This window comes from Dyella thailandensis (assembly GCF_050749815.1).
Lineage (GTDB): Bacteria > Pseudomonadota > Gammaproteobacteria > Xanthomonadales > Rhodanobacteraceae > Dyella_A.
Genome location: NZ_CP192735.1, coordinates 1,148,064 through 1,174,378, shown reverse-complemented (window position 1 = coordinate 1,174,378; position 26,315 = coordinate 1,148,064). Strand labels below are relative to the sequence as shown.

At 67.1% G+C, this 26,315-nt stretch carries 26 protein-coding genes, 1 tRNA gene, 1 pseudogene and 1 riboswitch; of the genes and pseudogenes, 8 read left to right on the top strand and 20 right to left on the bottom strand.

Going from position 1 to position 26,315, the window contains the following annotated elements; translation table 11 throughout:
* Positions 1-13: 13 nt before the first annotated feature.
* Positions 14-1,051: a recombinase RecA gene (recA, locus tag ACQVBX_RS05440; RefSeq protein WP_431636957.1), complete on the bottom strand. Its 1,038-nt coding sequence runs from the start codon at positions 1,049-1,051 to the stop codon at positions 14-16.
* Positions 1,052-1,216: 165 nt separating this feature from the next.
* On the bottom strand, positions 1,217-1,726 hold the full coding sequence (locus tag ACQVBX_RS05435) for a CinA family protein (RefSeq protein WP_431636955.1): 510 nt from the start codon (positions 1,724-1,726) through the stop codon (positions 1,217-1,219).
* Between the two features lie 92 nt (positions 1,727-1,818).
* Here ACQVBX_RS05435 and mutS point away from each other — a divergent pair, with 92 nt between their 5' ends.
* Together mutS and katG are read left to right on the top strand one after the other, a co-directional pair.
* Entirely contained in the window at positions 1,819-4,392 is a 2,574-nt protein-coding gene (mutS, locus tag ACQVBX_RS05430) for a DNA mismatch repair protein MutS (protein WP_431636954.1), read from the top strand.
* A gap of 368 nt (positions 4,393-4,760) precedes the next feature.
* On the top strand, positions 4,761-6,920 hold the full coding sequence (katG, locus tag ACQVBX_RS05425) for a catalase/peroxidase HPI (protein WP_431636953.1): 2,160 nt from the start codon (positions 4,761-4,763) through the stop codon (positions 6,918-6,920).
* Between the two features lie 149 nt (positions 6,921-7,069).
* Here katG and ACQVBX_RS05420 read toward each other — a convergent pair whose 3' ends face one another.
* The 3 genes from ACQVBX_RS05420 to ACQVBX_RS05410 all read right to left on the bottom strand — a co-directional run bounded on the left by ACQVBX_RS05420 (position 7,070) and on the right by ACQVBX_RS05410 (position 9,138).
* On the bottom strand, positions 7,070-7,729 hold the full coding sequence (locus tag ACQVBX_RS05420) for a response regulator (protein WP_431636951.1): 660 nt from the start codon (positions 7,727-7,729) through the stop codon (positions 7,070-7,072).
* A 99-nt stretch (positions 7,730-7,828) separates the two neighbouring features.
* Entirely contained in the window at positions 7,829-8,233 is a 405-nt protein-coding gene (locus ACQVBX_RS05415; protein ID WP_431636949.1) for an RNA-binding S4 domain-containing protein, read from the bottom strand.
* Between the two features lie 2 nt (positions 8,234-8,235).
* The gene (locus ACQVBX_RS05410) at positions 8,236-9,138 is read right to left on the bottom strand and encodes an AEC family transporter (RefSeq protein ID WP_431636947.1); all 903 of its coding nucleotides are present in this window, start codon (positions 9,136-9,138) and stop codon (positions 8,236-8,238) included.
* Between the two features lie 131 nt (positions 9,139-9,269).
* Here ACQVBX_RS05410 and ACQVBX_RS05405 point away from each other — a divergent pair, with 131 nt between their 5' ends.
* The 4 genes from ACQVBX_RS05405 (at position 9,270) to ACQVBX_RS05390 (ending at position 13,769) form a co-directional block, all read left to right on the top strand.
* On the top strand, positions 9,270-10,403 hold the full coding sequence (locus ACQVBX_RS05405; protein WP_431636945.1) for a phosphotransferase enzyme family protein: 1,134 nt from the start codon (positions 9,270-9,272) through the stop codon (positions 10,401-10,403).
* A 30-nt stretch (positions 10,404-10,433) separates the two neighbouring features.
* Positions 10,434-10,530, top strand: a riboswitch (TPP riboswitch).
* A gap of 62 nt (positions 10,531-10,592) precedes the next feature.
* Complete coding sequence (locus ACQVBX_RS05400) at positions 10,593-12,797, top strand: TonB-dependent siderophore receptor (protein ID WP_431636944.1); 2,205 nt, start codon at positions 10,593-10,595, stop codon at positions 12,795-12,797.
* A gap of 2 nt (positions 12,798-12,799) precedes the next feature.
* A complete protein-coding gene (gene pnuC / locus ACQVBX_RS05395) occupies positions 12,800-13,372 on the top strand; it encodes a nicotinamide riboside transporter PnuC (RefSeq protein ID WP_431636943.1) in 573 nt (190 codons plus the stop codon).
* 64 nt (positions 13,373-13,436) lie between these two features.
* On the top strand, positions 13,437-13,769 hold the full coding sequence (locus ACQVBX_RS05390) for a 2-hydroxyacyl-CoA dehydratase (protein WP_431636941.1): 333 nt from the start codon (positions 13,437-13,439) through the stop codon (positions 13,767-13,769).
* A 2-nt stretch (positions 13,770-13,771) separates the two neighbouring features.
* Here ACQVBX_RS05390 and ACQVBX_RS05385 read toward each other — a convergent pair whose 3' ends face one another.
* From ACQVBX_RS05385 to ACQVBX_RS05375, 3 genes are all read right to left on the bottom strand, one after another.
* Complete coding sequence (locus tag ACQVBX_RS05385) at positions 13,772-14,479, bottom strand: response regulator (protein WP_431636940.1); 708 nt, start codon at positions 14,477-14,479, stop codon at positions 13,772-13,774.
* A 72-nt stretch (positions 14,480-14,551) separates the two neighbouring features.
* Complete coding sequence (locus tag ACQVBX_RS05380) at positions 14,552-16,426, bottom strand: potassium transporter Kup (RefSeq protein WP_431636939.1); 1,875 nt, start codon at positions 16,424-16,426, stop codon at positions 14,552-14,554.
* 34 nt (positions 16,427-16,460) lie between these two features.
* Positions 16,461-16,598: a hypothetical protein gene (locus ACQVBX_RS05375; protein ID WP_431636938.1), complete on the bottom strand. Its 138-nt coding sequence runs from the start codon at positions 16,596-16,598 to the stop codon at positions 16,461-16,463.
* 30 nt (positions 16,599-16,628) lie between these two features.
* Here ACQVBX_RS05375 and ACQVBX_RS05370 point away from each other — a divergent pair, with 30 nt between their 5' ends.
* A complete protein-coding gene (locus ACQVBX_RS05370; protein ID WP_431636936.1) occupies positions 16,629-17,294 on the top strand; it encodes an MOSC domain-containing protein in 666 nt (221 codons plus the stop codon).
* 7 nt (positions 17,295-17,301) lie between these two features.
* Here the strand turns inward: ACQVBX_RS05370 and ACQVBX_RS05365 are convergent, their stop codons facing one another.
* From ACQVBX_RS05365 to ACQVBX_RS05325, 9 genes and pseudogenes are all read right to left on the bottom strand, one after another.
* A complete protein-coding gene (locus tag ACQVBX_RS05365) occupies positions 17,302-17,919 on the bottom strand; it encodes an MliC family protein (RefSeq protein WP_431636935.1) in 618 nt (205 codons plus the stop codon).
* A gap of 360 nt (positions 17,920-18,279) precedes the next feature.
* Positions 18,280-18,537 carry a helix-turn-helix transcriptional regulator gene (locus tag ACQVBX_RS05360; RefSeq protein WP_431636933.1) on the bottom strand — a complete coding sequence of 86 codons (258 nt, stop codon included), beginning with the start codon at positions 18,535-18,537 and terminating at the stop codon, positions 18,280-18,282.
* Between the two features lie 198 nt (positions 18,538-18,735).
* Positions 18,736-19,233, bottom strand: a complete 498-nt coding sequence (locus tag ACQVBX_RS05355; RefSeq protein WP_431636930.1) for a virion core protein, T7 gp14 family — start codon at positions 19,231-19,233, stop codon at positions 18,736-18,738.
* A gap of 16 nt (positions 19,234-19,249) precedes the next feature.
* On the bottom strand, positions 19,250-19,738 hold the full coding sequence (locus tag ACQVBX_RS05350) for a hypothetical protein (RefSeq protein WP_431636928.1): 489 nt from the start codon (positions 19,736-19,738) through the stop codon (positions 19,250-19,252).
* Positions 19,735-20,280, bottom strand: coding sequence for a hypothetical protein (locus ACQVBX_RS05345; RefSeq protein ID WP_431636927.1), 546 nt, complete (start codon positions 20,278-20,280; stop codon positions 19,735-19,737). The genes ACQVBX_RS05350 and ACQVBX_RS05345 overlap by 4 nt, the downstream gene beginning before the upstream one ends.
* 288 nt (positions 20,281-20,568) lie before the next feature.
* Positions 20,569-21,411 carry a ParB N-terminal domain-containing protein gene (locus ACQVBX_RS05340; RefSeq protein WP_431636925.1) on the bottom strand — a complete coding sequence of 281 codons (843 nt, stop codon included), beginning with the start codon at positions 21,409-21,411 and terminating at the stop codon, positions 20,569-20,571.
* Positions 21,401-21,619, bottom strand: coding sequence for a hypothetical protein (locus tag ACQVBX_RS05335; RefSeq protein WP_431636924.1), 219 nt, complete (start codon positions 21,617-21,619; stop codon positions 21,401-21,403). The genes ACQVBX_RS05340 and ACQVBX_RS05335 overlap by 11 nt, the downstream gene beginning before the upstream one ends.
* A gap of 325 nt (positions 21,620-21,944) precedes the next feature.
* Positions 21,945-22,514 (bottom strand): annotated as a pseudogene (locus tag ACQVBX_RS05330) (KilA-N domain-containing protein).
* Positions 22,515-23,033 carry a hypothetical protein gene (locus ACQVBX_RS05325; protein WP_431636922.1) on the bottom strand — a complete coding sequence of 173 codons (519 nt, stop codon included), beginning with the start codon at positions 23,031-23,033 and terminating at the stop codon, positions 22,515-22,517.
* A 775-nt stretch (positions 23,034-23,808) separates the two neighbouring features.
* Here ACQVBX_RS05325 and ACQVBX_RS05320 point away from each other — a divergent pair.
* Complete coding sequence (locus tag ACQVBX_RS05320; protein WP_431636921.1) at positions 23,809-24,033, top strand: hypothetical protein; 225 nt, start codon at positions 23,809-23,811, stop codon at positions 24,031-24,033.
* Positions 24,034-24,312: 279 nt separating this feature from the next.
* Here the strand turns inward: ACQVBX_RS05320 and ACQVBX_RS05315 are convergent, their stop codons facing one another.
* From ACQVBX_RS05315 to secG, 3 genes are all read right to left on the bottom strand, one after another.
* Positions 24,313-25,608 carry a tyrosine-type recombinase/integrase gene (locus ACQVBX_RS05315; protein ID WP_431636920.1) on the bottom strand — a complete coding sequence of 432 codons (1,296 nt, stop codon included), beginning with the start codon at positions 25,606-25,608 and terminating at the stop codon, positions 24,313-24,315.
* Between the two features lie 165 nt (positions 25,609-25,773).
* Positions 25,774-25,858: transfer RNA gene (locus tag ACQVBX_RS05310), tRNA-Leu, on the bottom strand.
* A 14-nt stretch (positions 25,859-25,872) separates the two neighbouring features.
* Entirely contained in the window at positions 25,873-26,307 is a 435-nt protein-coding gene (gene secG, locus ACQVBX_RS05305) for a preprotein translocase subunit SecG (RefSeq protein ID WP_431638118.1), read from the bottom strand.
* Positions 26,308-26,315 lie beyond the last annotated feature (8 nt).

The window sequence follows — 26,315 nt, the reverse complement described above, 5'->3', positions numbered from 1 at the left end:
GGCTCACCCACCATCAGGCGTCGGCGTCGACCGCTTCTTCGGCGGAGGCCGGCGCGGCCTTGCCGCTCACCAGCAGTCGCGCACGCAACTGCTGGTCGATCTCATTGGCGATGGCCGGGTTGTCGCGCAGGAACTGGCGCACGTTCTCCTTGCCCTGGCCGATGCGGTCGCCGTTGTAGCTGTACCAGGCGCCGGACTTGTCGATCAGGTTCTCGCGCACGCCCAGCTCGATGATCTCGCCCTCGCGCGAGGTGCCCTCGCCGTAGAGGATCTCGAACTCGGCCTGGCGGAACGGCGGCGCCACCTTGTTCTTGACCACCTTCACGCGGGTTTCCGAACCGATCACCTCGTCGCCCTTCTTCACCGCGCCGGTACGGCGGATGTCCAGGCGCACCGAGGCGTAGAACTTCAGCGCGTTGCCGCCGGTGGTGGTCTCGGGGCTGCCGAACATCACGCCGATCTTCATGCGGATCTGGTTGATGAAGATCACCAGGGTGCCGGACTTCTTGATGTTGGCGGTGAGCTTGCGCAGCGCCTGGCTCATCAGGCGGGCGTGCAGGCCCACGTGGGAGTCGCCCATCTCGCCTTCGATTTCCGCCTTCGGGGTGAGCGCGGCGACCGAGTCGACCACCACCACGTCCACGGCGTTGGAGCGCACCAGCATGTCGGCGATTTCCAGCGCCTGCTCGCCGGTGTCCGGCTGGGAGATCAGCAGGTCATCCAGGTTCACGCCCAGCTTCTCGGCGTAGGACGGATCGAGCGCGTGCTCGGCGTCGACGAAGGCTGCGGTGCCGCCGTTGCGCTGGCAGTTGGCGATGGCCTGCAGGGTGAGCGTGGTCTTGCCGGAGGACTCCGGGCCGTAGATTTCGACGATGCGCCCGCGCGGCAGGCCGCCGATGCCCAGCGCGATGTCCAGGCCCAGCGAGCCGGTGGAAACGGTCTCGATGGCTTCGTTCACCCGGTCGCCCAGGCGCATCACCGCGCCCTTGCCGAACTGCTTTTCGATCTGGCCGAGGGCCGAGGCGAGCGCCTTGCGCTTGTTGTCATCCATCGTGGGGATCCTGCGGTAGCTGTGAAAAGAGGTGGCCGGAATGGCGAGCCCGCATGATGAGCCGCGGCGATCTCACGGGCTGCGATAGGCCGAAACGCGAGTATCCCATACCGGTCAAGCCGCCTCCGTGGGCGCGACAGCGCGCCATCGCCGGCCCGCGCCGGCTCAGGCTGTCAGCTCCTTGCCCAGGCCGGCGAGGGCCGCAGCCACGGTCTGACGGCGGATGGCGTCGCGATCGCCCTGGAAATGGAACAGCCGCGCGTGGGCGTAACCGCCGCGGCGCTTCCAGCCGATCCACACGGTGCCGACCGGCTTGCCCTCGGTGCCACCGGACGGTCCGGCGATGCCGGTCACCGCCACCGCCGCCCCGGCGCCGAAACGCGCCAGCGCGCCGGACACCATCTCCAGCACGGTCTCTTCGCTCACCGCGCCGGTGCGCTCGAGCGTGCGCGGATTGACCCCGAGCAGCGCCTCCTTCGCCTCGTAGCTATAGGTGACCACGCCGGCGTCGAACCACGCCGAGCTGCCGGGCAGATCGGTGAGCACCTTGGCGATGAAGCCGCCGGTGCACGATTCGGCCGTCACCAGCATCAGCTTGCGCTCGCGCATGAGCGCGGCAACGTCCTCGCCGAGCTGGCGCAGCTGCGCATCGGTAGGAACGGACGACGACTCCATGCGAGACTCCCGGGCTTGAACAAGCGCCGCCTGCGGCGCGAAGCCCTCCGTTCTACCCGTTCCGCGCGACCGAGCCAAGACCCGCCCCACGCATGAGCCACGACGATCTTTCCCAGCACACGCCGCTGATGCGCCAGTACCTGTCGGCCAAGGCGGCGCACCCCGACGTGCTGCTGTTCTTCCGCATGGGCGACTTCTACGAGCTGTTCTACGACGACGCCCGCAAGGCCGCGCGACTGCTCGACATCACGCTGACCCAGCGTGGTGCGTCGGCCGGCGCGCCGATTCCGATGGCCGGCGTGCCCTACCACGCGGTGGAAAACTACCTGGCGCGGCTGGTGAAGCTGGGCGAATCGGTGGCGATCTGCGAGCAGATCGGCGACCCGGCACTGGCCAAGGGCATCGTCGAGCGCAAGGTGGTGCGCATCGTCACGCCGGGCACGGTGACCGACGCCGCGCTGCTGGAGGAGCGCCGCGACAACCTGCTGCTGGCGATCGCCGCGGGAGCGGGTGGCGCCTACGGGCTGGCCTGGGTGGACCTGTCCAGCGGCCGTTTCCTGCTCAGCGAAGTGTCCACCGCGGAGGCGCTGGCCGCCGAGCTGGCGCGACTGCAGCCGGCCGAAACCCTGATCGACGAGAACGTCGCCTGGCCGAAACTGGTCAGTTCCCTGCCCGGCCTGCGCAAGCGCCCGCCGTGGCATTTCGACAGCGACGCCGCGCGGCGCGAGCTGAACCGCTTCTTCGGCACGCGCGACCTCGGTGGCTTCGGCGTCGACAAGCTGCCGCTGGCGATCGCCGCCGCCGGTTGCCTGCTCGGCTACGTCGAGGAAACCCAGAAGAGCGCGCTGCCGCACTTGTCCGGCATGGCGGTGGAAAGCGCCAGCGAGACCATCGCGCTGGACGCCGCCACTCGCCGCAACCTGGAACTGGATACCCACCCCAGCGGGCGCACCGAACACACCCTGCTCGGCGTGCTGGACGACACCGTGACGCCGATGGGCGCGCGCGCGCTGCGCCGCTGGCTGAACCGGCCGCTGCGCTCGCGCACCGTGCTGCGCCAGCGCCACCAGGCGATCGGCCTGCTGATCGACAGCCGCCGCCACCTGAGCCTGCGCGAGATGCTGCGCGGCATCGGCGACCTGGAACGCATCCTGGCCCGCGTGGCGCTGCGCTCGGCGCGCCCGCGCGATCTCTCCACCCTGCGCGACGGCCTCGCCGCGGCTCCGGAGCTGCGCGGCCAGATCGCCGCGCTAGACAGCCCGCTGCTGCACGCGCTGGTCGAACGCATCGGCGACCACGCCGACACCGCGGCCTGGCTGGCCCGCGCGGTGGTCGCCCAGCCGCCGGCCCTGCAGCGCGACGGCGGCGTCATCGCCGACGGCTACGACGCCGAGCTGGACGAGCTGCGCCGCCTTTCCACCCACGCCGACCAGTACCTGGTGGAGCTGGAAGAACGCGAGAAGGCGGCCAGCGGCATCGCCACGCTCAAGGTCGGCTACAACCGCGTGCACGGCTACTACATCGAGATCAGCAAGGGCCAGTCGGACAAGGCGCCCACCCATTACACGCGCCGCCAGACCACCAAGAACGCCGAGCGTTACATCACCGAAGAGTTGAAGACCTTCGAGGACAAGGTGCTCTCGGCCAAGGAGCGCTCGCTGATGCGCGAACGCGCCCTGTACGAAGCGCTGCTCGACCAGCTGGTCGAGCGTCTCGAACCCCTGAAGTCCGCCGCCTCGGCGATCGCCGAGCTGGACGTGCTGGCCACCCTGGCCGAACGCGCCGAAACGCTGGACTGGGCCGAACCGGTGCTCACCGACGAGGCGGGCATAGCGATCGAGCGCGGCCGCCATCCGGTGGTCGAGAAGGTGCGCGACGAGCCGTTCGAGCCGAACGACCTCAAGCTCGACGACAGCCGCCGCATGCTGGTGATTACCGGCCCGAACATGGGCGGCAAGAGCACCTACATGCGACAGAACGCGCTGATTGTGCTGCTCGCCCACATCGGCAGCTACGTGCCGGCGAGTGCAGCCACGATCGGCCCGATCGACCGCATCTTCACCCGCATCGGCGCGGGCGACGACCTCTCGCGCGGCCAGTCCACCTTCATGGTGGAGATGAGCGAAACGGCCAACATCCTGCACAACGCCACCGAGCATAGCCTGGTGCTGATGGACGAGGTGGGCCGCGGCACCAGCACCTACGACGGCCTCGCGCTGGCGCGCGCCAGCGCCGTGCACCTGAGCACCCACTGCCGCGCCTGGACGCTGTTCGCCACGCATTATTTCGAGCTGACCGAACTGGCCGGCGAGTACGCCGGCATCGCCAACGTGCACCTGGACGCGGTCGAGTACGGCGAGCAACTGGTGTTCATGCACGCGGTGAAGGACGGCCCGGCGAACCGCAGCTTCGGCCTGCAGGTGGCCGCGCTGGCTGGCCTGCCCAAACCGGTGATCGCCGATGCGCGCCGCACGCTGGCGCAGCTGGAGAAAGGCATGCATCCCGGCGGCGCCACCGCGCGGCGCGAGGAGGCCTCACCGCAGCTGGGGTTGTTCGCCCCGCCCGCACCTTCGGCACTGGAGAAGCGCCTGGCCGACGTCGACCCCGACGCCCTTTCGCCGCGTGAAGCGCTGGAAGAGCTGTACCGGCTCAAGGCGCTCGGCTGATACCTGCCAGCGCGCCGGCATAGCGGCCCAGCCGTGCCGGCCGATGCGACGCACAAACGTTCTAGCCGGCCTGGCGCCGGCTACATAGCCTGCGGCTATCGATCGCATCGGAACAAACGAATTCCACCGAAGTACCCGGCGTTCTAACGTGATCCTGTCGTGAACGCGGCCAGTCTTGCCGCCTGCCGAAACCGCCGGCAACGGCCCGGCCTGGTGGCCGCTGGGGCGCGCTCATGACCGTCATCAAATGGCGCGCCCGCGCCTTCTGTCATCGTCGTGCGGGCAGCACGGCACCGGCAGCCAGGGACGCTGACCGGACGGCACGCATCAACGGCTCAACACGTATCAACGGCTCAGGGAGAACCACCATGTCCACCGAAGCAAAATGCCCGTTCAATCATGCCGGCAGCGGCACCACGAGCCGCGACTGGTGGCCCAACCAGCTACGGCTGGAACTGCTGAGCCAGCACTCGGAAAAGTCCAATCCGCTGGGCCAGGCGTTCAACTACCGTGAGCAGTTCGCCAAGCTGGACTACGCCGCCCTCAAGCGCGACCTGCTCACCCTGATGACTGACTCGCAGCACTGGTGGCCCGCCGATTTCGGCAACTACGCCGGCCTGATGATCCGCATGGCTTGGCACAGCGCCGGCACCTACCGCGTCGGCGACGGCCGCGGCGGCGCCGGACGCGGTCAGCAACGCTTTGCCCCGCTCAACTCGTGGCCCGACAACGGCAACCTGGACAAGGCACGCCGTCTGCTGTGGCCGGTCAAACAGAAGTACGGCCAGCAGATCTCCTGGGCCGATCTGATCGTGCTCGCCGGCAACGTCGCGCTGGAATCGGCCGGCTTCAAGCCGTTCGGTTTCGCCGGCGGGCGTGAGGACGTGTGGGAACCGGACCAGGACGTCACCTGGGGCAACGAGACCCAGTGGCTGGCCACCAGCGACACGCCCAACAGCCGCTATGCCGCCAGCAAGCCCGGCGAGCGCAACCTGGACAACCCGCTGGCCGCAGTGCAGATGGGCCTGATCTACGTGAACCCGGAAGGTCCGGACGGCAAGCCCGATCCGGTCGCCGCCGCGCACGACATCCGCGAGACCTTCGCCCGCATGGCGATGAACGACGAGGAGACGGTGGCGCTGATAGCCGGTGGCCACACCATCGGCAAGACGCACGGCGCCGGCGCGGCCACTCACGTGGGCACTGAGCCGGAAGGCTCGTCGCTCGAACAACAGGGCTTCGGCTGGGCCAGCACCTACCAGAGTGGCACCGGCAAGGACGCGATCACCTCCGGGCTGGAAGTGACCTGGACGCGCACCCCGGTGAAGTGGAGCAACGACTATTTCAACTTCCTGTTCGACTTCGAATGGGAGCTGGAGAAGAGCCCGGCCGGCGCGCACCAGTGGGTGGCCAAGGGCGCCCAAGCGATCATCCCCGGCCCGACGCCGGATTCGCCGCCACGCCGCCCCACCATGCTCACCACCGACCTGTCGCTGCGCTTCGACCCCGCCTACGAAAAGATCTCGCGCAGGTTCCGCGACGACCCGCAGGCCTTTGCCGACGCCTATGCCCGCGCCTGGTTCAAGCTGACCCATCGCGACCTCGGCCCCAAGGCACGCTACCTCGGCCCCGAAGTGCCGGCCGAAGATCTGCTGTGGCAGGACCCGCTGCCGGCCGTCACGTACCAGCCGACCGCGGCCGACATCGCCGACCTCAAGGCGAAGATCGCTGCCTCCGGGCTGAGCGTGTCGCAGCTGGTGTCGATCGCCTGGGCGTCGGCCTCCACCTTCCGCGGCGGCGACAAGCGTGGCGGCGCCAACGGCGCGCGTATCCGACTCGCGCCGCAGAAGGACTGGCCGGTCAACGCCGCAGCGGTCCAGGCGCTGCCGATGCTGGAGGCGATCCAGAAGACTTCCGGCAAGGCCTCGCTGGCCGATGTGATCGTGCTGGCCGGCGGCGTGGGCATCGAGATGGCGGCCAAGGCCGCCGGGCTTGACCTCACCGTGCCGTTCTCGCCCGGCCGGGTCGACGCCAGCGCCGAGCAGACCGACGTTGATTCGTTCAAGTATCTCGAGCCGCTCGCCGACGGTTTTCGCAACTACGTTCGCCCGGGCGTACCGGCATCGGCCGAGCACCTGCTGGTGGACAAGGCCCAGTTGCTCACCCTCACCGCGCCGGAGATGACCGCCCTGGTGGGTGGCTTGCGCGTGCTGGGGGCGAACTTCGACGGCAGCCGGCATGGCGTGTTCACCGACCGCCCGGGCGTGCTCAGCAACGACTTCTTCGTCAACCTGCTGGACATGGCTACAGCATGGAAGTCTTCCAGCGACCATTTCGAGGGTCGCGACCGCAAGACCGGCGCGGTGAAATACACCGGCACGCGGGCCGACCTGGCGTTCGGTTCGAATGCGGTGCTGCGTGCGCTGGCCGAGGTCTACGCGAGCACCGACGGGCGCGCGAGGTTCGTGCATGACTTCGTGGCGGCCTGGACCAAGGTGATGAACCTGGACCGCTTCGACCTCGCCTGAGGCTGGCGTGCGGCCGCGAACGGCCGGGCGCGTCCTCCACGGTCGATGCAAAAAGCAAAGAAGGCACGGGTGGCGACACCCGTGCCTTCTTCGTTGCTGCCGGCGTGGTTGCTGCCGGCGTAGCGAGCGTATTTATCCGATGACCGCGCTCAGCCCGGCTTGTCGGTGGTTGCGGGCTTGGCGAGCGGCGGCTCGGCATCGTCGTGCGGCTCCAGCAGCGGCCCGGTGATCACCGGGGGCACCATGTGTGGATCGTCGGCATCGGGCAGTGCTACGTCGGGAATTGCGTCGATTGTCTCCAGCGGTTCGGTCGGCAGATCCTGCGGCGGATCGAGCACCGGGTCGCGTGCGGGAAGCCTCCCCGCCTCCACCAGTTGCTGGATGCGCATGAACACTTCGGCCCGACCGAACGGCTTCTTCATGAAATCGTCGGCGCCAAAGCGCTGCACGTAGAACTGCTCGGTGGCCTGCAGGTTGCCGCTGATCATCACGATGGGAATGCCGTGCGTATCCGGCTCGCGCCGCAGTGCGCGCAGCACCGCGAAGCCGTTCATTCCCGGCATCACGATGTCCAGGAAGATCAGCTGTGGCTTTTCGCTACGCGCCAACGCCAGCGCGGACTCACCGTCGCCGGCCACGGAGACAGCATAGCCATCCTGTCGCAGCATCTTGCCGAGCACGGCACGGATCGTCGGCGAGTCGTCGACGACCAGCATGCGTGCACCACGGACGGCCTGGGTGCGCGGCAGATGCTGCCGACGCTCACCACTACTGCCCAGCAAACGCTTGAACAGATCGAATCCGGACATATCGCCCTCCCCTCGTAAACCCCGCCGGTAGTCTCGGCCGTGCCGCGTTCCGGCGCAATCGGACGACGCATGCGATGCACGCGCAGTGTGCGCGTACGCTCAGATTTCGTCGTTGCCGCTGCTGTCCTTGAGCCGACGCAGCGCAGCGCGATCGTGCTTGCCCGGTCGTCCGGGCGGACGCACCGACGCGCCGACAAGGCGACGCTGCTCGCGCGCCACCTCACGGGCCAGCCGGCTGGCGTCGCTCTCGCGGTACAGCGCCTGGGCCACCGGTGCCGGGCCGCGCTGGTCGGCGAGGCCAAGCACCTCCACCTCCATCGTTTCCTCGCCGCGACGCACGCTCAGCCGATCGCCCGGCCGCACGGCGCGCGCGGCCTTGCACGGTCCGCCGTTGAATTCCACCTTGCCGCCGCCGATCGCCTGCTTGGCGAGGCTGCGCGTCTTGAAAAAGCGCGCCGCCCACAGCCACACGTCCAGGCGCACTTCCACCAGTTCGGTCGTCATGGCTAACCGCCCATCAGCAAGTTGGCCAGCGGCACCGTGGCCAGCGACAGCACGATGCCGGCGCCAAGCACCGTGTTGGCCAGGCGCGGCTCCAGCTCGTACTGGTCGGCCAGGATCGCCGCGGAGATCATCGGCGCCATCGCCGCCTGCAGCACGCCCACCGAGAGCGTGAGGCCATCCACGCCCAGCGCCCGGCCCAAGGCCCAGCCGGCCAGCGGCGCCAGCAGCAGCTTCCAGCCCAGCCCCGCCGACAGTGCGCCGACCTGGTCGCGCTGCAGATGCAGCTTGAACTGCAGTCCCACCGAGAACAGCGCCAGCGGCGTCAGCGTTTGACCCAGCTGCAGGAACAGATGGTCAAGCACCGCGGGCCAGCCGCCGACCACGCCCGCCACGATGCCGATCAGCAAGGCGATGAACGCGGGGAACGTGACGATGCGCCGCACCACCAGCGCCGCACTGGGCTGGCGACCGGAATACAGCGACGCCACCACGATGCCGCCGGCGGCGAGCAACGGAAAACAGCCCAGCTGGTCGGCCACCACCGCCAGCGCCAGCCCCGGCTTGCCGTGCATGGCTTCCACCATCGGATAACCCATGAAGGAGGTGTTGCCCAGGCCGCATACCAGGGTCAGCGCGCCCACCCGTGCGCGAGGCCAGTGCAGCGCTCGCCCGAGCGAGGCGAACAACGCCCACGCACCGAAGAAGGTCACCCACATCGTCGCGACGGGAAACCAGGTGTGCCGATCGAACTGCACCCGCGGAATCATCGCCAGCACCAGCGCCGGCAGCGCCACGTTGAGCACCCACCAGTTCAGTCCCTGCACGATGCCGGCGGGCGGACGGGCGAAACGCGCCACCAGCGCACCGAGCACCAGACAGACGAACAGCAGCAGCAACGCACTCATCGAGGACAACACACGGCAACAGACGGGGCTGACATTAGACGCGATGGCGCATGGCCGCGAAAGCCGCCCGCGCAGCGCGCGGCGCGGCTTGGGCGATAATCGCCCGCTTGCCTTCCCGCGCGACCTCGACGATGACCGACTCCTCCCACCGCGTGCACGGCCTGGCCGGCGACGAGATTGCCGCGGACTGGCCTGCCCTCACCGAGCACGAGGTGCGCGCCCTGCTGGCGGACATCCCTTCGCTTGCGTCGGTGCGTCAGATCCTCTGGCACAGCCCGCGCCCCCTGTCCGCGGCGTGCCTAGTGCACACCGAGGACGGCACCGCGTTCGTCAAGCGCCACCACCGCCGCGTGCGCAGTGGCAATGTCCTGCGCGAGGAGCATGCGTTCATCGCGCATCTGCGGCGCGCCGGGTTGCCGCTTGCCCGGCTGTTTGCCGATGCGCGCGGCGAGACGGCGATGGTGCGCGGCGACTGGGTGTACGAGGTGCACGCCCAGGCCGCCGGTGTCGATCTGTATCGCGAGGCGATCTCCTGGTCGCCGCCCGGCCGCGCCGCGCATGCCGCCAGCGCCGGCCGGATGCTCGCCCGCCTGCACCAGGGCGCCGCGGGATACGCCGCGCCCCAGCGCAGCACGCACTTGCTGGTGGCGCGCAGCGAACTGGTCACGGCCGCCGACCCGGTGCAGGCGCTCGCCGCGCAGCTGCACGAACGCCCCGGTCTGGTCGACTACCTGCGCGGGCGCGACTGGCGCGACGATCTCGCGGCGGTCTTCGCGCCCTGGCAGCACGCCCAGCCGGCGCTCGCCGCCCAGCCGCGACTGTGGACGCACGGCGACTGGCACGTTTCCAATCTCTGCTGGAGCGGCGACCGTGACGACGCGGCGGTGACCACCGTGCTCGACTTCGGCCTGTCCGCCGCCACCTTCGCGCTGTTCGATCTGGCCACCGCCATCGAGCGCAACGCAATCGCCTGGCTGGAGCTCGATCGCGGCGCGGCCGCCGTACATACCGACATCGCGCTAGCGCTGATCGCCGGCTATTGCAGGGTACGCCCGCTGGATCGTTCGGACGTCCATTTGCTCGCCGACCTGCTGCCGGTGGTGCACGTGGATTTCGCGCTGTCGGAGGTCGAGTACTTCCACGCCGTTACGCAAGACGCGCATGCCGCGGATGTCGCCTACGACACCTTCCTGCGCGGCCATGCCGCCTGGTTTTCCACGCCTCCCGGGCAGGCCCTGCTGGACGCCATTCGCGCCTCGGCCTGACGCGCCGGCCTCATTCGTGGTTCAATGCGCGCCTTGAAGCGGGGGTGCCCGGCGAATGCCGGGCTGAGAGAGTCCCTTGGAACCTGATCCGGCTAGCACCGGCGTAGGGAGCTTGCAGCACCATCGCGCACGTCCGTGCGTCGGTGGCGCGCCGTCGCTTCGTCCTGCCCTCTTGAGACGACGACGACCATGACCCTCCCGCACCGACATCCCCTCGCTGCCGCCCTCGTTTCCGCGCTGGCGCTCGCTGCCGCCGCGCCGTCACATGCGGCCGACGATGCGACGCATGATCCCGCACAGGCCAAGCGCCTGGGCGCGGTGCAGGTCACCGCTACCACCGACAAGGGTTACCGCGCGGAGAGCTCGCAGGTGGATACGTTTGGCAGTTTCGGCAACGCGCCGCTGCACGACACGCCCGCGTCGGTCACGGTGATCACCCGCGACCAGCTCGACGACCGCCAGCCGCGCACGCTCAGCGAGCTGGCCCGGGCCGACGCCGCGGTGGGCGACAACTACGCGCCGGTGGGTTACTACCAGAACCTGGCCATCCGCGGCTTCGTGCTGGATCTCGCCACCGCCTACCGCCTCAATGACATGACCATCAATGGCGAGCAGCTCACCCCGCTGGAAGACAAGCAGCGGGTGGAGATCCTCAAGGGCCTGGGCGGGCTGGAGGCCGGCATCGTGGCGCCCGGCGGCCTGGTGAACTATGTGAGCAAGCGCCCGGCCGACGTGCGCAGCGCGACGCTGGGCATTGACTCGCACGGTTCGCGCTACGCCGCGGTGGATATCGGCGGCTGGCTCAGCCCCACGTTCGGCGTGCGCGTGAACGCCGCGCACGAGGGCATGCACTCCTACGTGCGGCACACGCCCGGCCGCCGCAGCTTCCTCTCGCTGGCGGCGGACTGGAAGATCAGCGAGCGCGCCACGCTGGAGCTGGACAGCAACTACCAGACCAGCGGCCAACGCTCGGTGTCCGGCTACCAGCTGCTCGGCGGCACCACGATTCCCGCGCACCCCAGCAACACGCGCCTGCTCGGCTACGAGCCGTGGCAGCAGCCGGTGGGCATCCACTCCAGCAACACCACCGTGCGCTTCGCCTACCGCTTCAGCGAGCAATGGCGCGCGCAGCTTTCGGCCGGTCACAGCCACACCGTGATCGACGACAACGTGGCCTTCGCCTACGGCTGCTTCTACGCGCCGCAGTGCGCCACCGGTGAGTATCCCGGCCACTTCTTTGCGCCGAACGGCGACTACGACATCTACGATTTCCGCAGCCCCGACGACACCCGCCAGAACGACGAGGTGCGCGCCGTGCTCAAGGGCGGTTTCGATACCGGTAGCCTCAGCCACGAAGTGAGCCTGGGCGCCAGCGCGTTCCGCCGCACGCTGGACCAGCGCCCCTACGTGTACGACTACGTCGGCACCGGCAACATCGACCAGGTCGACCCGCCCTACTTCGCGCCCTCGCCGAACCAGCCCGGGCCCTCGGCGCGCACCTTCAGCAGCTGGCAGCGCGCATTGTTCGCGCTGGACCGCGTGCACTTCGGCGCGCAGTGGCAACTGCTGGCGGGCGCCCGTTTCGTGCGGCTGGACGAGCGCGCCTACGACGACACCGGCCTGGTGCTGGAACGCCACACCCGCCTGAGCAAGACCCTGCCGCAGGCCGCCTTGCTGTGGCAGCCCAGCGCGCCGCTCACCGTCTACGCCAGCTACAGCGAGAACCTGTCGCTGGGCGGCGAGGCGCCGTACTGGACCAGCAACGGCGGGACGATCCTGGCGCCGGTGCATTCACGCCAGGTCGAGGCCGGGGTGAAGTACGAGTGGAGCGACGCACTCAGCCTGCAGGGCGCGCTGTACCGCATCCGCCAGCCCTACCAGTACGCGCAGCCGGACGGCTCGCCCGCCGGCTTCAGCTTCGTGCAGCGCGGCCAGCAGGCGCATACCGGACTGGAACTCAACGCGGCCGGACGCCTGAACGACCGCCTGCGCCTCACCGCCAGCGTCAACCTGATCCAGGCGCGCGTCACGGATACCGGCACGCCGGTCTACGAGGGGCACCAGCTCATCAACGTGCCGCGCTTGCGTTCGGCCGTCTATCTGGACTACCGCCTGCCGGTCGCAGCCGACCTCAGCCTGCTCGGCGGCTGGCGCTACGCCAGTGCCAATCCAGCCACGCCGGATGGCCGCACCCGCGTGCCGGCGTACAACGTGTTCGATGCCGGCCTGCGCTACACCACCGACTGGAGCGGCCATGCGATGACCTGGCACCTGAGCGTGGACAACCTGTTCAACCGCTTCTACTGGCGCGACACCGGCAGCACCGGCGGCGACAGCTACCTGTACCCAGGCGCGCCGCGACTGGCGCGGCTGTCGGTCACGGTCGGGTTCTGAAGATGACCCTGGTCGAGCTGGTGGGGGCGTTGATCAGTGCGTGGGCGGTGTGGCTCACCGCCCAGCGCCGTCCGTGGTGCTGGCCGGTGGGACTGGCCTCGGTACTGGTCTACGGCGGCATCTTCGTCGACGCCAAGCTGTATTCCGACGCCCTGCTCCAGCTGGCCTTCGCCGGACTCATCGTCTACGGCTGGCGGCGCTGGCTGCGCCATCTGGGCGACGACGGCCGCGTGCAGGTGGCGCCGCTGCCGTTCGCGGCGGCGGCGGCACACACGGCCATCGGCGTGGCGGGCGCGCTGGCGCTCGGCTACGTGATGCACCGCTGGACCGATGCCGCCCTGCCCTGGCTGGACGCCGCCCTCACCAGCTTCAGCCTGGTGGCTCAGTGGTGGCAGGGCCGGCGGCATATCGCCGCCTGGTGGCTGTGGATCGTCGTCGACGTGATCTACGTGGGGGAATACGTCTACAAGCACCTGCTGATCACCTCGGTGCTGTATGCCGGGTTCATCGTGCTGGCGGCGATGGGGCTGCGCGCCTGGCGCCAGGCCGCACCAGCAGCCGCGGCGGCACCGTGAAACCGCAGCGAACGGTGCGCCATGCGAAGATGATGCTCCTTCCCAGCCACCCTAGCTTGACCCCATGAGCAGTTACGATTTCCGCCAGTTCCAGGCCGAGCTGGCCGCGCTGGACGCGGCCAAGGCGAAAGACAAGCCCGCCGAGGCACCGCCCCCGGCAGCGCCTGCCCCCATGCCGGTCGCCCCGAAAAAACGCGGCCGGCCCAGCACCAAGGCCGCCGAGGCGGAGCGACTGGCCCGCGTGCGCGAGGAGTTCCTGGCGCTGCGCGCCCGGCACAACCTGACCGTGGCCGACGTGGTGGCGTTCTTCCCGGAGGAGGAAGGTGTGGCCTATCTGCAGTCGCTGCTGGCCCAGCCGCAACCGCGACGCCGCCGGCGCAAGGCCGACGCCGAATAACCTCAGTCGGGCTCGCCTGTCAGGAAGCGATATCCCACGCCCGGCTCGGTCTTGAGCCAGCGCGGCGCGGCCGGATCGTCGCCCAGCTTCTGCCGCAGCCGCCCGACAACGATGCGCAGGTAGTGGGTGTCCTGTACGTGGGTGGCACCCCATACCTCGCGCAGCAACTGCTGCTGGCTCACCACGCGCCCGGCGTAACGCAGCAGCAGCGCCAGCACGGCGTACTCCTTGCGAGTAAGCGCCACCGGCGCGCCGTCGAGCTGCACCTCGCGACGCATCTGGTCGATCACCAGGTGACCGTCGTCGTAGCGCGGCGGCGCCTCGGTGCTGGCTGCCGCGACACGGCTGCGCAGCAGCACCCGCAAACGGGCCATCAGCTCCTGGATGCCGAACGGCTTGGTCACGTAGTCGTTGGCGCCATGGTCGAGCGCCCGCACCTTCTGGCTCTCGGAGTCGCGCACGGACAGCATCATCACCGGCACGCTGCTCCACTGGCGCAGCTCGGCCAGCACTTCGTGACCCTCGCGATCGGGCAGGCCGATGTCCAGGATCACCAGGTCCGGCGATTGCGTGGCGGCCAGCGCCAAGCCTTCCGCCGCCGTGGCCGCCTGCAGCACCTGGTAGCCCTCGGCGCGCAGCCCGATGTCGAGGAAGCGGCGGATCTGCGCCTCGTCGTCGATCACCAGCACACGGGGGGCCGAGCTAGTCATGGATGAAACTCCAGCAGGTGAGCCGGGCGGCACGGGAGCGATCGTGCTGGCGCGACGCCCGGCGGGCAAGGCCTAGATCTCCACCTGCGCTCCCAGCTCGATCAGCCGGTTGCCGGGAATCTGGAAGAACGCTGTGGCAGGCATCGCGTTGCGCGCCATCATCACGAACAGCTTCTCTCGCCACAGCGCCATGCCACGACGACGGGTGCCAGCCACCACGCTCTCGCGCGACACGAAGAACGTGGTGTCCATCATGTCGAACGTGATGCCGCTTCGCCCCGCCTGGGCCAGCCGGCTCGGCACGTCCGGATCCTCGGCAAAGCCGAAGCGCAGGCGCAGGCGCCCGAAGCCGCCCTCCAGCGCCGTCCACTCGATCTGCTCGTCGGCCTCGGCCAGCGGGGTCTCCAGCGTTTCCACCGTCAGCAGCACGTTGCGCTCGTGCAGAACCTTGTTGTGCTTGAGGTTGTGCAGCAGCGCATGCGGCACGGTGTTGGCGTTGCCGGTGAGGAACACGGCCGTGCCGGCCACGCGCACCGGCGGGTGCTCGGTCATGTTGACGATGAATGGCGCAATGGCCAGCCCACCTTGCTGGATCTCGCGCACCACCAGCTCGCGTCCGCGGCGCCAGGTGGTCATCAGCAGAAACACCACCAGCCCCAGCGCCAGCGGAAACCAGCCGCCGGACTCGATCTTGATGATGTTGGCGCTGAAGAATCCCAGGTCCACCGTGAGCAGCCCCATACCCACCACGATCACCGCTGGCACGCTCCAGCCCCACTGCCGCCGCGCCACGATAAGGGCGAGCAGCGTGGTGATCACCATCGTGCCGGTCACCGCGATGCCGTAGGCGGAGCCGAGGTTGTCCGACGAGCGGAAGCCGACCACGGCCAGCACGATCAGCACCAGCAGCGTGCGGTTGATCCACGGCACGAAGACCTGGCCGGACATCTCGTGCGAGGTGTGCACCACCTGCATGCGTGGCACGTAGCCCAGCTGCATCGCCTCGCGGGTCATCGAGAACGCGCCGGAGATCACCGCCTGCGAAGCGATCACCGTCGCCGCCGTGGCCAGAGCGATCATCGGATACAGCAGCGCACGCGGCACCAGGTGATAGAACGGATTGGCGATGGCGCCCGGGTCGTGCAGGATCAGCGCGCCCTGCCCGAAATAGTTCAGCACCAGCGCCGGCAGCACGAAGTTGAACCAGGCCAGGCGGATCGGCCCCTTGCCGAAATGCCCCATGTCCGCGTAAAGCGCCTCAGTGCCGGTGACGGCGAGCACCACCGCACCGAGCGCAAAAAACGCCTCGGCGTGGTTGTGCGTGAAAAACGCTACACCATAGGTGGGCAGCAACGCATAGAGCACCGTTGGGTGCCGCGCGATGCCGAGCACGCCCAGCGCCGCAATACTCACGAACCACACCGCGCAGACCGGGCCGAATACCGCGCCGATGCGCGCCGTGCCGCGCTTCTGCACCCAGCACAACGCCAGGATCACGCCCACGGTGATCGGCACCACGTAGTGCTCCAGGTGCGGCGCGGCCACCTTAAGGCCTTCCACCGCCGACAGCACCGAGATGGCCGGCGTGATCACGCCGTCGCCGTAAAACAAAGCCGCGCCGAAGATGCCCAGCACGGCGATCGCCAGGCGCATCCGCGGCAGGTCGCGCGCGCTGCGCTGGGCCAGCGCCATCAGCGCCATGATGCCGCCCTCGCCCTTGTTGTCGGCGCGCATGATGAACAGCAGGTACTTCACCGACACCACGAGGATCAGCGACCAGAACACCAGGCTCAGCGCACCGAGCACGTTGTCATGTGAGGCCGGCACACCGTGCGGGCCGAATACTTCCTTGAGCGTGTACAGCGGGCTGGTGCCGATGTCCCCATAGACCACGCCGACGGCGCCCAGGGCCAAGGCCGCTACGCGCCGTTTCGATGAAGCTTGCATTGCGAAGACTCCCGGCGACGGTGGCACCGTCGCTTCACGCCACGCCCGCACCACCCGGTGCCGGGTTATCGTGGCAAGGCGCGCATTGTGCGGAAATCGGCAGGCGAAAAGAACGAAAATCGGCGCTGACGCATAAAATCTGCGTAAAAATTTTTACGCCCTGCGACATCATGGACCGCCCTCGATCGCAAGAACCCACGACATGCCGATGACCCTCGCCACCGTCAGCGTCGCGCTGCCCCAGGCCTTCGCGCATGGCGCCCGCACAGTGCAAACCGGCATTTTCAAACGCCCGGTCGGCGGCCCGGTCCGCGTTCACTCCGCACAGCTCGACGGCGACGGACAGGCCGACCTCGTGCATCACGGCGGACCGGACAAGGCCGTGTACGCCTACAGCCTGGAGCACTACGCCTGGTGGCAGGAGACGCTCGGCATCGACGCGGCGTTTGCGCATGGTCAGTTTGGCGAGAACCTCACCGTGGCCGGGCTCGACGAGGCAACCTTGTGCCTGGGTGACACGCTCACCATCGGCAGCGCACGTTTCGTGGTCACCCAGCCGCGCGTGCCTTGTTTCAAGCTCGGGCTGCGCTTCGGCAACCCGGCGATGCCACGGCTTTTTGCCGAATCCCTGCGCAGCGGCGCCTACCTGCGCGTGCTGCAGCAAGGCACGATCACCGCTGGCGATGCCGTGAACGTGGAGGATTCGCCGACCGAGAAGATCAGCATCCGCGACCTGTTTGCGGCCTATCTCGCACCGAACGATCCGGCCGCCACGACCCTGCTGCGCCGGGCGCTGACGGTGCCGGCGTTGTCCGGGGAATGGCGACGGCAGATCGCGCAGCGCCTGGAGCGGCGCGCGGCGAAGTAATCCAGCCTCAGCCGTCCTTTCGGCGACAGCCCATTGCCGGTGCCTGGTAGCCCCAGGTCACGCGGGCCTCGCCCCCCTTGTCCCAGAACGTCTCGTTGGGCCCCGCATAACGCGCACCGCTGGCCGAAGGTTGCTGGAACATCAGCACGCTGCGGTCGCCGCGTTCCACGATCGCCGTGGCCGGATCGGTGGCATAGAACGTCGCCACCAGTTCGTCGCTCGCACTGCCGTTGCAGGCATAGACAAACGGTCCACGGCCCGCCACCAGCGCGTAGCGCGCCTGCAGTTCGGCGATGCGCTGGCGATAGCTGTCCTGCACGCAGGCATGCAGGTCCGCGCTCTTCCAGCAATCGTCACGCCCCTTGATCCAACCGCGCTGCTCGGCCTTCAGCACCGGCGGATGCTGGTTGGCTGATTTGGCAAGCGCCGCGGCATAGACGCTCGCCATCCGCCGATCGAGCACCCTCAGGCCAGAATCGCTGCAGATCAGCTTTTGCACCGAGCCGTTGGCGCGCTGACAGTCGAAGCTGGCCGTGGCCGCCTCACCCGCCGCGGCGGCGCCTGGCCGACCGAAAAGCGCGGCCAGCCCCCAGCTAAAGGCGATGCAGAAAGACAACGTGCGCATGATCGTTCTCCCTCCAGGGCGCGGACAGCAAGGCATGACTCGGCGCGATAGCACGCCCGCAAACCCAAGCATCATCCTGGCCGCCCCTGCAGAACAAGCCCCGCCGCCGACATATCGATGCATGTCTGGAGACCACGCCAAGCCACAAACAAAAAAACCGCGCCGGAGCGCGGTTTTTCAGGTGTTCCCTGGATTCTCGATGAGAGTCCCCGAAACGCTATGTGGTGCCAAGGGGAGACCCAACTAGCCGCGCAACTAACTGTTTCTGCAAGCATCATTGCGCAGGCTTTGCCATTTCATACCCAAAACCATACCCAAACCGCAGCGCTTGGGCAGGTCGGGCAGCTTCGGCGGGTTGCGTCAGCTGCTGGCCGCACTCGGTTCGATCCCCGCCCCGGGCATCCCATTGTTACGCGCTTCCGCCAATGCGGTAATCCACTGCTCGACCTCGTGGAGTAGCCAGCCCACGGCGGCAGCGCCGAGCCTCAGCGGTTGCGGGAAGGTGCCCTCCTTCACCTTGCGGTACACGGTGGGCCGGGAAAGCCCGGTGGTGCTCAGCACCTCAGGCAGTCGGATGATGGTGGACGACGCGGGGCGCGTCTGGTTCGTTGTAGTCATGCGCTGGGTTCCTTGGGCACGCCGGGGCGCCCGGAGTGGCCGGGACGCCCGCGGTGGTGCCGGACGATGTGGTGGGGTGGATGGCGGCCCGCTCGCTCCTGCGCGTGGTCGGTGACGGGGGCACGGGGGGAAGCGCGCGCTTCAATCTGCTTTGATGGGGTAACGGAAATTTGTGGTGGAAATTTCTGGTGGCTGTTATCAGCTTCCGATGACGTAGCGCTGTCGGTCCAGGGTGACTGTGGGCGGCGCATGCTGGCCGGCGTCGGGAATCTTCGGGATGTAGTTCTGGTAATCCGTCCGCATGGCCTTCCCTGCTTCGATGCCCGAACCCACCGACCCCGCAAGGCCGCTGACCAGTTGCCCGTTAATCTGAGCCGAAGCGTTGCGGGCCTGCTGCTGGTTCTCCAGTTGGCCGTTCTCGCGGTTCTTCTCGATCCGTGACACATCCCGACCGGACTGCATCAGCAGGTCCGTGAGGATCGCCTCAGCGGAGTTACCGGACGCGCCGGTCTCGGCGGATGCAGCCCGGGCAGCGGCTCGCTGTTCGCGGGCTTGCTTCAGACGATCGTTCGTCTGTGCCTGCGCGCCTTGGTCGGTCTGCTCCTGTTGCAGCTTCATCTGGTCTTCCAGTGCGTGCCGCTGCTGGTTGGCGTTGTATACGGCTGCACCTGCTGATAGCACGGCGATCACGCCCATGGTGATGCTCGCAGGTTCACACATTCGCGCTATCTCCCTGCGGGTTGTGGCGCATGAATCCGATGACCGGGAAGCCGTTGTGCTGCTGCTCGTTCACCGGGTGCAGGCCAAGGCTCACCAACCACCTCCGGGCTCGGGTGTGCTCGGCGTCCACGCACGCAATCAGCGTGCGGAAGGTGCGCGACCATCGCTCCATGACTTCCTCCGCCATCCGCATAAACGTCATCTGGACGTATGGCGGTGGCGTTGAGCAAAGCAGCCACGGCATACCCACGCGCTCCAAACCCTCGGGCGTCTCTCCGCGCCACTCGGCGACTCCGAACACTGCCCGGACCTCGCCATCCCATGACGCCGTGAACGCCTCCACGGAAGCCCCGACTGCCGCCCGGATGGCATCTGCCGGAGACCGCCAGCCGCGCCGCTCAAGCTCCACGAGGTCCGCCCGCGACAGCCTAAGGGCCAGCTCGGGGATCACTGCGGGTCTCACAATATCGAAGGTAATCACGGAGTCACCTCGCGAGCCTGCTGGGCCATCTGCTTCCGCACTCGGTGGCCTAGTGACGCGGTATCGACCACGCGCGGCGCGAACGGCGCCCGGGGTGGTAAGGAGATGGGGCCGGCAGTCGGCGCTGTCGGGATGGCCGCAGAGGGCTTGCTTGTGGCCTTGTTGGACTTCGGATGCAACCAGCCCGCGGCTGCTTTTGCCGGACCTTTGATCAAGACCAGATTCTCGCGGCGGAGGTTGAGGCGGTCGCCGTCTGCGTAGCCGACGCGCTGGCCTTTTCCGGCTTGGGCGACCAAACGAGCCACAGTCAGGGAGCGGCCAACATTGGACGGTGAGCGCGCCTGCACCAGTACATACCGATGACGGCCGCCGGTGCTGGCGATGGCCCAGTACGGGGAGAAGCCCTGCGCGAGAACACGCTCGTAGTCCTCGGCGTACAAGGTGGCTCGCTCGTGAGTGTGTGCTAGGGCGATATGGGCCAATCGGTTCCCATCTGCGTCGGTGGTGAATTGGGGGGCTGCCTGCTGCCTGTACTCTTTCATCTGCTGTTCCTTTGAATGCAATGGCGCCCGGCACCGTCCGCAGGGCGGGCAGTGCATGGGCGTTCTTTAGTGGTTCGGTGGGGTTGTCCGGGGTACTGCGGCAGAGTGGCCGCGGCGGACGAAAGGAGCCGATGGTGGCCCGGTGGTTCTAGCGACGTGTCCCCGTGGGGACAGTGGGGACTCTGGTGCTGCGAGGCGCGTGAAAGTGTCCCTGTGGGGACATGCCAACTGTCCTAAACCCTTTCACTGGTGGGACAGTGGGTGGCTATCTGGCGCGGTTTGCGATTGCTAGAAATCGACGGCTTCGGCGGTCTCAGCCTCGAAGTCCCGCGCGTCTTGGCAATTCACTGCTAGCAGGTCCTCAACGCCTAGTATTCGCAAGGCGCGCCGGAAGGCTTCGGGGTCAGCTCGCTCCTGTAACGCACCGATTTTCTTCGCCAGCTGCTCGGCCTCATGTTGCGTGATTTGGTCCATGTCCATCTGCTCCAGTTCCTGTTGCCAAGCGGTTCCGCCCTCGCGCACTTTTCGCCAACGCGGCCATCCGGTGCCGGGGTCGCGCGATGATTCCGGCCATGCCTTCAGGTTCACTTGGGCCACCTTGCGGACCATGGTGCCTACGGTGTTCTTTCCGATCCCGAAGCGGCCCGCGATGGTCCGCAGTGACTGCCCAGCGGGAAGGCCGGTAGCTCCGCGCTTCGTCACTGCCGCTATGTATTGCCACGCGGCGTCCCTGCGTTGCTCCGCATGCATCTCAAGAGCCCGGCCGGCACAGTTGACCAGTTTGGAGACCAGCACGGCCTGCGCTCTCTCCATGGGCATCACTCGGGCCGGGATGGTCTCCCGCTGGGCTCTGCGGTAAGCCGTCAGGCGGTGGTGTCCATCGACCACGTACCTGCTGCCCTCCACCTCGGCGACAAGGACGGGCTCCAACTCGGTGCCCTGTGCAGCCTCCAGCGCAAGCCGCATTGCGCCGATGTGGTCCTCGCTGCGCCGCTCCACTCCCGCCTGTTCTCGGTGGGGCACCATGCGGACCTCGCGGGGCTGGAAGGTGTCGTCTGTCTTCAGCTCTGCCAGCGGCAGCATCTGCACATCGGCCGACTGGAGCCGCTGGAACGCTTGCTCAATGTTCAATGCCCAGCGCCCGCGCTTCGGGGTGGGTGTGAATCAGGTACTTGATCACCTCGGCGTTGCTGGTGTCGCGGCGGATGCGGCTCTCCAGCTTGCGTTGCTGGTGCTTCAGCAGGTCGAAGGTGTCGGGCTCGAAGGCGATGGTGCGCAACAGGAACGGCTCGGCCACGGCGATGGCTGCGGCAAGGTGCTGGGGGTCGATATCGATCATGCGTCTGTGGTCTCGTGTTGGTGGTGGTGCTCGAATGACGGGCACGACAAGGCACCGCGGTGGCCGCTGGGGCCTCCTCGGTTCCCGGTGGTGTCCGGGTGGGTCTTTCTCTTAGGCTGGCGCTTTTACTCGTCTCGCTGGGTATCAACGGGGACCGTGGGTGCTCTTGGTCCTAAGCTTGCAGTTTTACTCGGTCAGCCCGCCGCGCCCTTCTTCCTAGGCTTGGCGTTTTACTCAGTGAGAGGCGCAGAGCGCTCTTGGTCCTAAGCTGTGCGTTTTACTCAGCCGGCACGGTGCACCCTTCTTCCTAGGCTGCAACTTTTACTCAGCGAGAGGTGCGGAGCGCTCTTGGTCCTAGGTTGGCGCTTTTACTCGGCGGCGCGGAGCGCCTTCGTCCTAGGTTCAACGTTTTACTCGGCCAGCCCGCCGCGCCCTTCCTCCTAGGCTGGCACTTAAATGCCCGGTAGACCTCCAGCTTGAACACCGGGCTGATCCACGCGGCGTAGTCGATGGCGAGGTCTTCGTGGACGTAGGTGCCGCCTTAACGGCCACGGGAGAGGTCGATGGGGTTAATCCGGGAATCCCCGGAGTTAGAAATGGCCGCAGTCAGCTCAGCGGTACTACTGAGCTGCATGAAGTTGCCCGGCTTGTGGCGTTCTGTACCGCCAGCCGCCCTGTGCAGGTCATTGAGGCAGTACCGGCCCTCCTGGTCTCTGCGGATGGGGGTCTGCTGGATGACAGCAGCGACGGTGCGGGTGGCGGAGGTGCGGAGGGGGTGACAAAGGGCAAGTGCCACGGTGGTCCCGCTTGATAAGGGGTACCAGTTGGCGAGGGTCTTTATCCTGTCGGAGATAATGACAAAGTGCAGTCGCGCCGATGCTCTCACCACGTGCATTCACTCGGGCAGTGGCTCGGCCAAGCTCTGACGGATTTCGTCCTCCACCAGCCGCATCTGCTCTCCTATCGCGTCCCGCACACCCTGAAACAGCCCGAGCATCGCACTCTTATGGAGGTGCAGAGGTTTGCGATCGATTGGATTACAAGCAATGGGGAACCCGTGCTGGTTGCTAGGCGAGAGCCCGAGTCTCGGGTTCAATTTGTCGATGTCGGTGTGGGCGAAAGCCCCGTGGCGGTAATTCCGGAGTTCGTCGTGCAGCTCGGCGAATTTGCTGGGAACGATGCTGCGGGGTAACGCAATCTGCCGTCGTGGGGAGCCCTTAGGCTGCGGGAACTCGTGACGCGTTTTCCCGGCGGTGAATGGCCGCATATAACAGATGACGGCGTAGCGTAAGGCTGCGTAGCCTAGGCGATGGGGTACCGCGTCTGTGTGTTGTTCGAGAATCAATATGGCTTCGTACACGCTCAGGTCCGCGAAGCGAAGGAAGACATACCTCTCGTGAGTAGCGGTGCTCATTTGAAGCCCTCAGATTCGAGACTTCCTCGTCTTCAAAGCCAGCGCGCCGCGACCGTTACGAAGGCCGCTAGGAAGACGAATGCCAGCACACACATTGCAATCACCGCAAATGCCGGCGCCCTCCTCTGCCAGCCGCTCGTGGTCAGTTGGTGCAGCTCTCGTGTCCGTGCGAGTCGCGCCTCAGCCATTAGCCGGGCGCCCTCAGAGGTGTTGTCTGTCGTCATTGCGCGCGCCTTGGGTGGATGCCTTCGGAAGGTCTCCAAGAGTCAATGCTTGCCATTGATCATTGATTGACGATTGGAAAGAATAACCATCTGATTCAGCAAGTTATTAGACTTGCACCTTCCGCGTTTGTCGATACCTTCCGCACCGTCGCTGCGGTTGCCCGTCACGCCGCGGCATCGATCCCGGCGGGCACTACAGGGGACAGCTTGTGATTCATTTCGGTGTGCAGATGTTCGGCCGCTGCTACTCGTTGCAGCGTGATGTGTCTTGGGCCGGGCGTGGGCTGGGGCTGCTGTGGTCCGCCCGGGAGCCGTCGGGGGCTCGACGGTGGCACTGTGGGAGCTGGGTGCTTTGGGTGGAAGGCTCGGAGGTGCCGCCCATCGTCGTGTCGTTGTAGTCGGCCACGCCGCACCCGGGCGCTGGCTATGTCAGTCGGTTCCTGTGCGCTCTTGTGACTCCGCATTTTCATGCGACATTGGTGGGGCCGGCAGCGTGCCGGTCACTGCCTGCGCGTCTGCAGGCTTGTGCATGACACTACAGGGGCAACAACGTGAAGGGACTTGCGCGCTTTTTCATCTGCTGGGCTATCGCCTGCGCCTTCGGGGCAACAGTATTCCTCGGCTGGAAGTCAGGCCCGATGGATTTCGTGTTTGCCATGTTCGATCCGTCGTGGGCCATCGCGGCCGCGGTGGCCGCATTTGTATGGTCGAAACTCGCGGGCAGACAGTCGGCGGTGGATCAGTCGCCTGTCGCTGAAAGTCAGGACGCGCAGTGAAGCGCGGCAAGTTGGCTAGCGCCGTACTTATTGCGGGGTTCACTCCGGCCCCGCTTTTGTTCGGTGCTCTGCTGTTCGGGACTCAGGTCGGGGTGCGCGTGGCAGTTCTTTGGCTTGTGGCTTCGGTTGCGGTGGTCATTTACGGCTGCATCTTCGTGGACGGTGGCGGCGCTGATGCATCCCGTGGCGATCCAAACGTGGATAACGCTCGCGACTAGCTCGCAGCGAAAACTACAGATCAGGACACACGGACACAAAAGGCGTGCAGGGCTCCCGCTCTCACGCCTTCCGCTTGAACGGGACCACCTTCCCGCTTTCCTTCAACTCGTCCAGATAGTCCGCCCACGCCTGCATGACCTCCCGGCGTTTCTCGCGGAACTTCACACGCGCGTAGGCCGCTTCCACTTCATCCTTCGGGGCATGGGCGAGCTGTGCCTCCAGCACGTCCACGTCAATGCCCAGCCGCTCACGCCCAAGGGTGCGCAAGGATGCCCGGAAGCCGTGCGTAGTGTGCTGGCCTTGGAACCCCATCTGCCGGAGCGCCAAGCTCAGCGAATCGCGAGACAGGTGCGGGGTCTGCTGCCGTGCCTGCGGCGGAAACACGTATTCATCACCGGCCGAGCGTGCGTGCATTTCCCGCAGGGCCTCCACGGCCTGCCACGGCAGCGAGGTGGTGAAGTCCTTCCCGGTCTTCATGCGGTTGCTGCCGTCTGGCTCTTTGCCGGGAATCCTCCACTCGCCGGCCTCCAGGTCGATCTCCGACCATCGCGCACTAGCGACCACGCCCGAGCGCATCGCCGTCATCGACGCCAGCAGCAATGCCGCACGCACCACGCGATTACCGTGGGCGCCGATGGCCCGCATGACCTCGCCTAGCTGGCTGTCATCGTCCGTCACGGCCGGCATATGCCCGCTACGAATCGTGGGGAGTATCCGGGCAAGCCTGAGCGCGCTCTCGTCGGCCCTCAGGCCCTCATTGATCGCATGATCCACGATGCTGCCGACATACTGCCGCGCCTTGCGTGCGAGCTGCGGCGTGTTCGCGGCCATCTCCACCAGCACGGGCCGCACATCCTTGGTCTCCAGCGTGCGCATGTCTGCATCGCCGATCTTGGGCACGAGGTAGGAATCGACCACAAGCCGAGCCTTGCGGTGCGTCTCAGGCGCCCACGTCGGGCGCTTCTCGGCCAGCCAGCGCCCGGAGACAGCCCGGAAGCTCGCGTGCTGCCGCTCGGCCGCCGCCTTCTCCTCGGCAATGCGCTCGGCACTGTCGGCATCCACGGCCGCCTGCCGTGTCTTCTGCACGCCAGCGGTCACCTTCCCGGCCTTTGCGTCGCGCTGCACCTCCACCGCCCGCACGCGCGCTTCAGCGAGGGTCAACGAGGGATAACGGCCGATGGTTGCGGGCGTCGGCCTAGTGCCGTCCGGCAATCGATAGCGCACCTGCCATGTCTTCCCGCCGGCAGTGCTCACGATGAGGCAGAGCCCGTTGCCGTCAGCGAGTGTGTACGGCTTGCTCTTTGCTTTGGCCTTGCTGACTTGCAGCTCAGTGAGTGGGGTGGCGAGCTTGGGCATGCACGGGGACCGGTTTGGGTGAATTACCAAAAACCATACCCAAAACCATACCCAAAAGTCCAAGCTGCCACGAACGTCCCTGAGACCTCCAGACACAAAAAACCCCGCAGCTAGGCGGGGTTCGGTGTGTTTCTGAGACTTCGTGAGATGTCCTGAAACTGCTGTTGGTGCCCAAGGGGGGACTCGAACCCCCACGACTCTCGTCGCTACCACCTCAAGGTAGTGCGTCTACCAATTCCGCCACCTGGGCAGGTGTGTTTCGATTTACTTCGCCGACGAGGCCGGAGCCGGTACGTCGGTGTTCTTCGTGGCCGGCGCGGCGGGGACGTCAGACCCCGGAGCCGGCTTCGCCGCCTGCGGAACATCGCTGTTCACCGTTGCGGCGGGCTGCGCATTTTGGGAGGCCGGGGCCTTCTTGGCAAGCCCCGCCATCACGCCCAGATCGTCATTGGTCGGCTGCGGTGCGCCGCTGTGGCTGAGGTACATGCCCATGCCGAGGCTGAGCAGGAAAAACAGGCCCGCCAGCACAGCCGTGGCACGGCTCATGAAGTTGGACGAGCCACGGGCGCCGAACACGGTGGCCGATGCGCCGCCGCCGAAACCCGAACCGGCATCGGCACCGGCGCCGCGCTGCATGAGGATCAGCACGATCATCGACGCGGCGACCAGGATGTAGAACACGCTGAAAATGACGAACATGTAGGTAT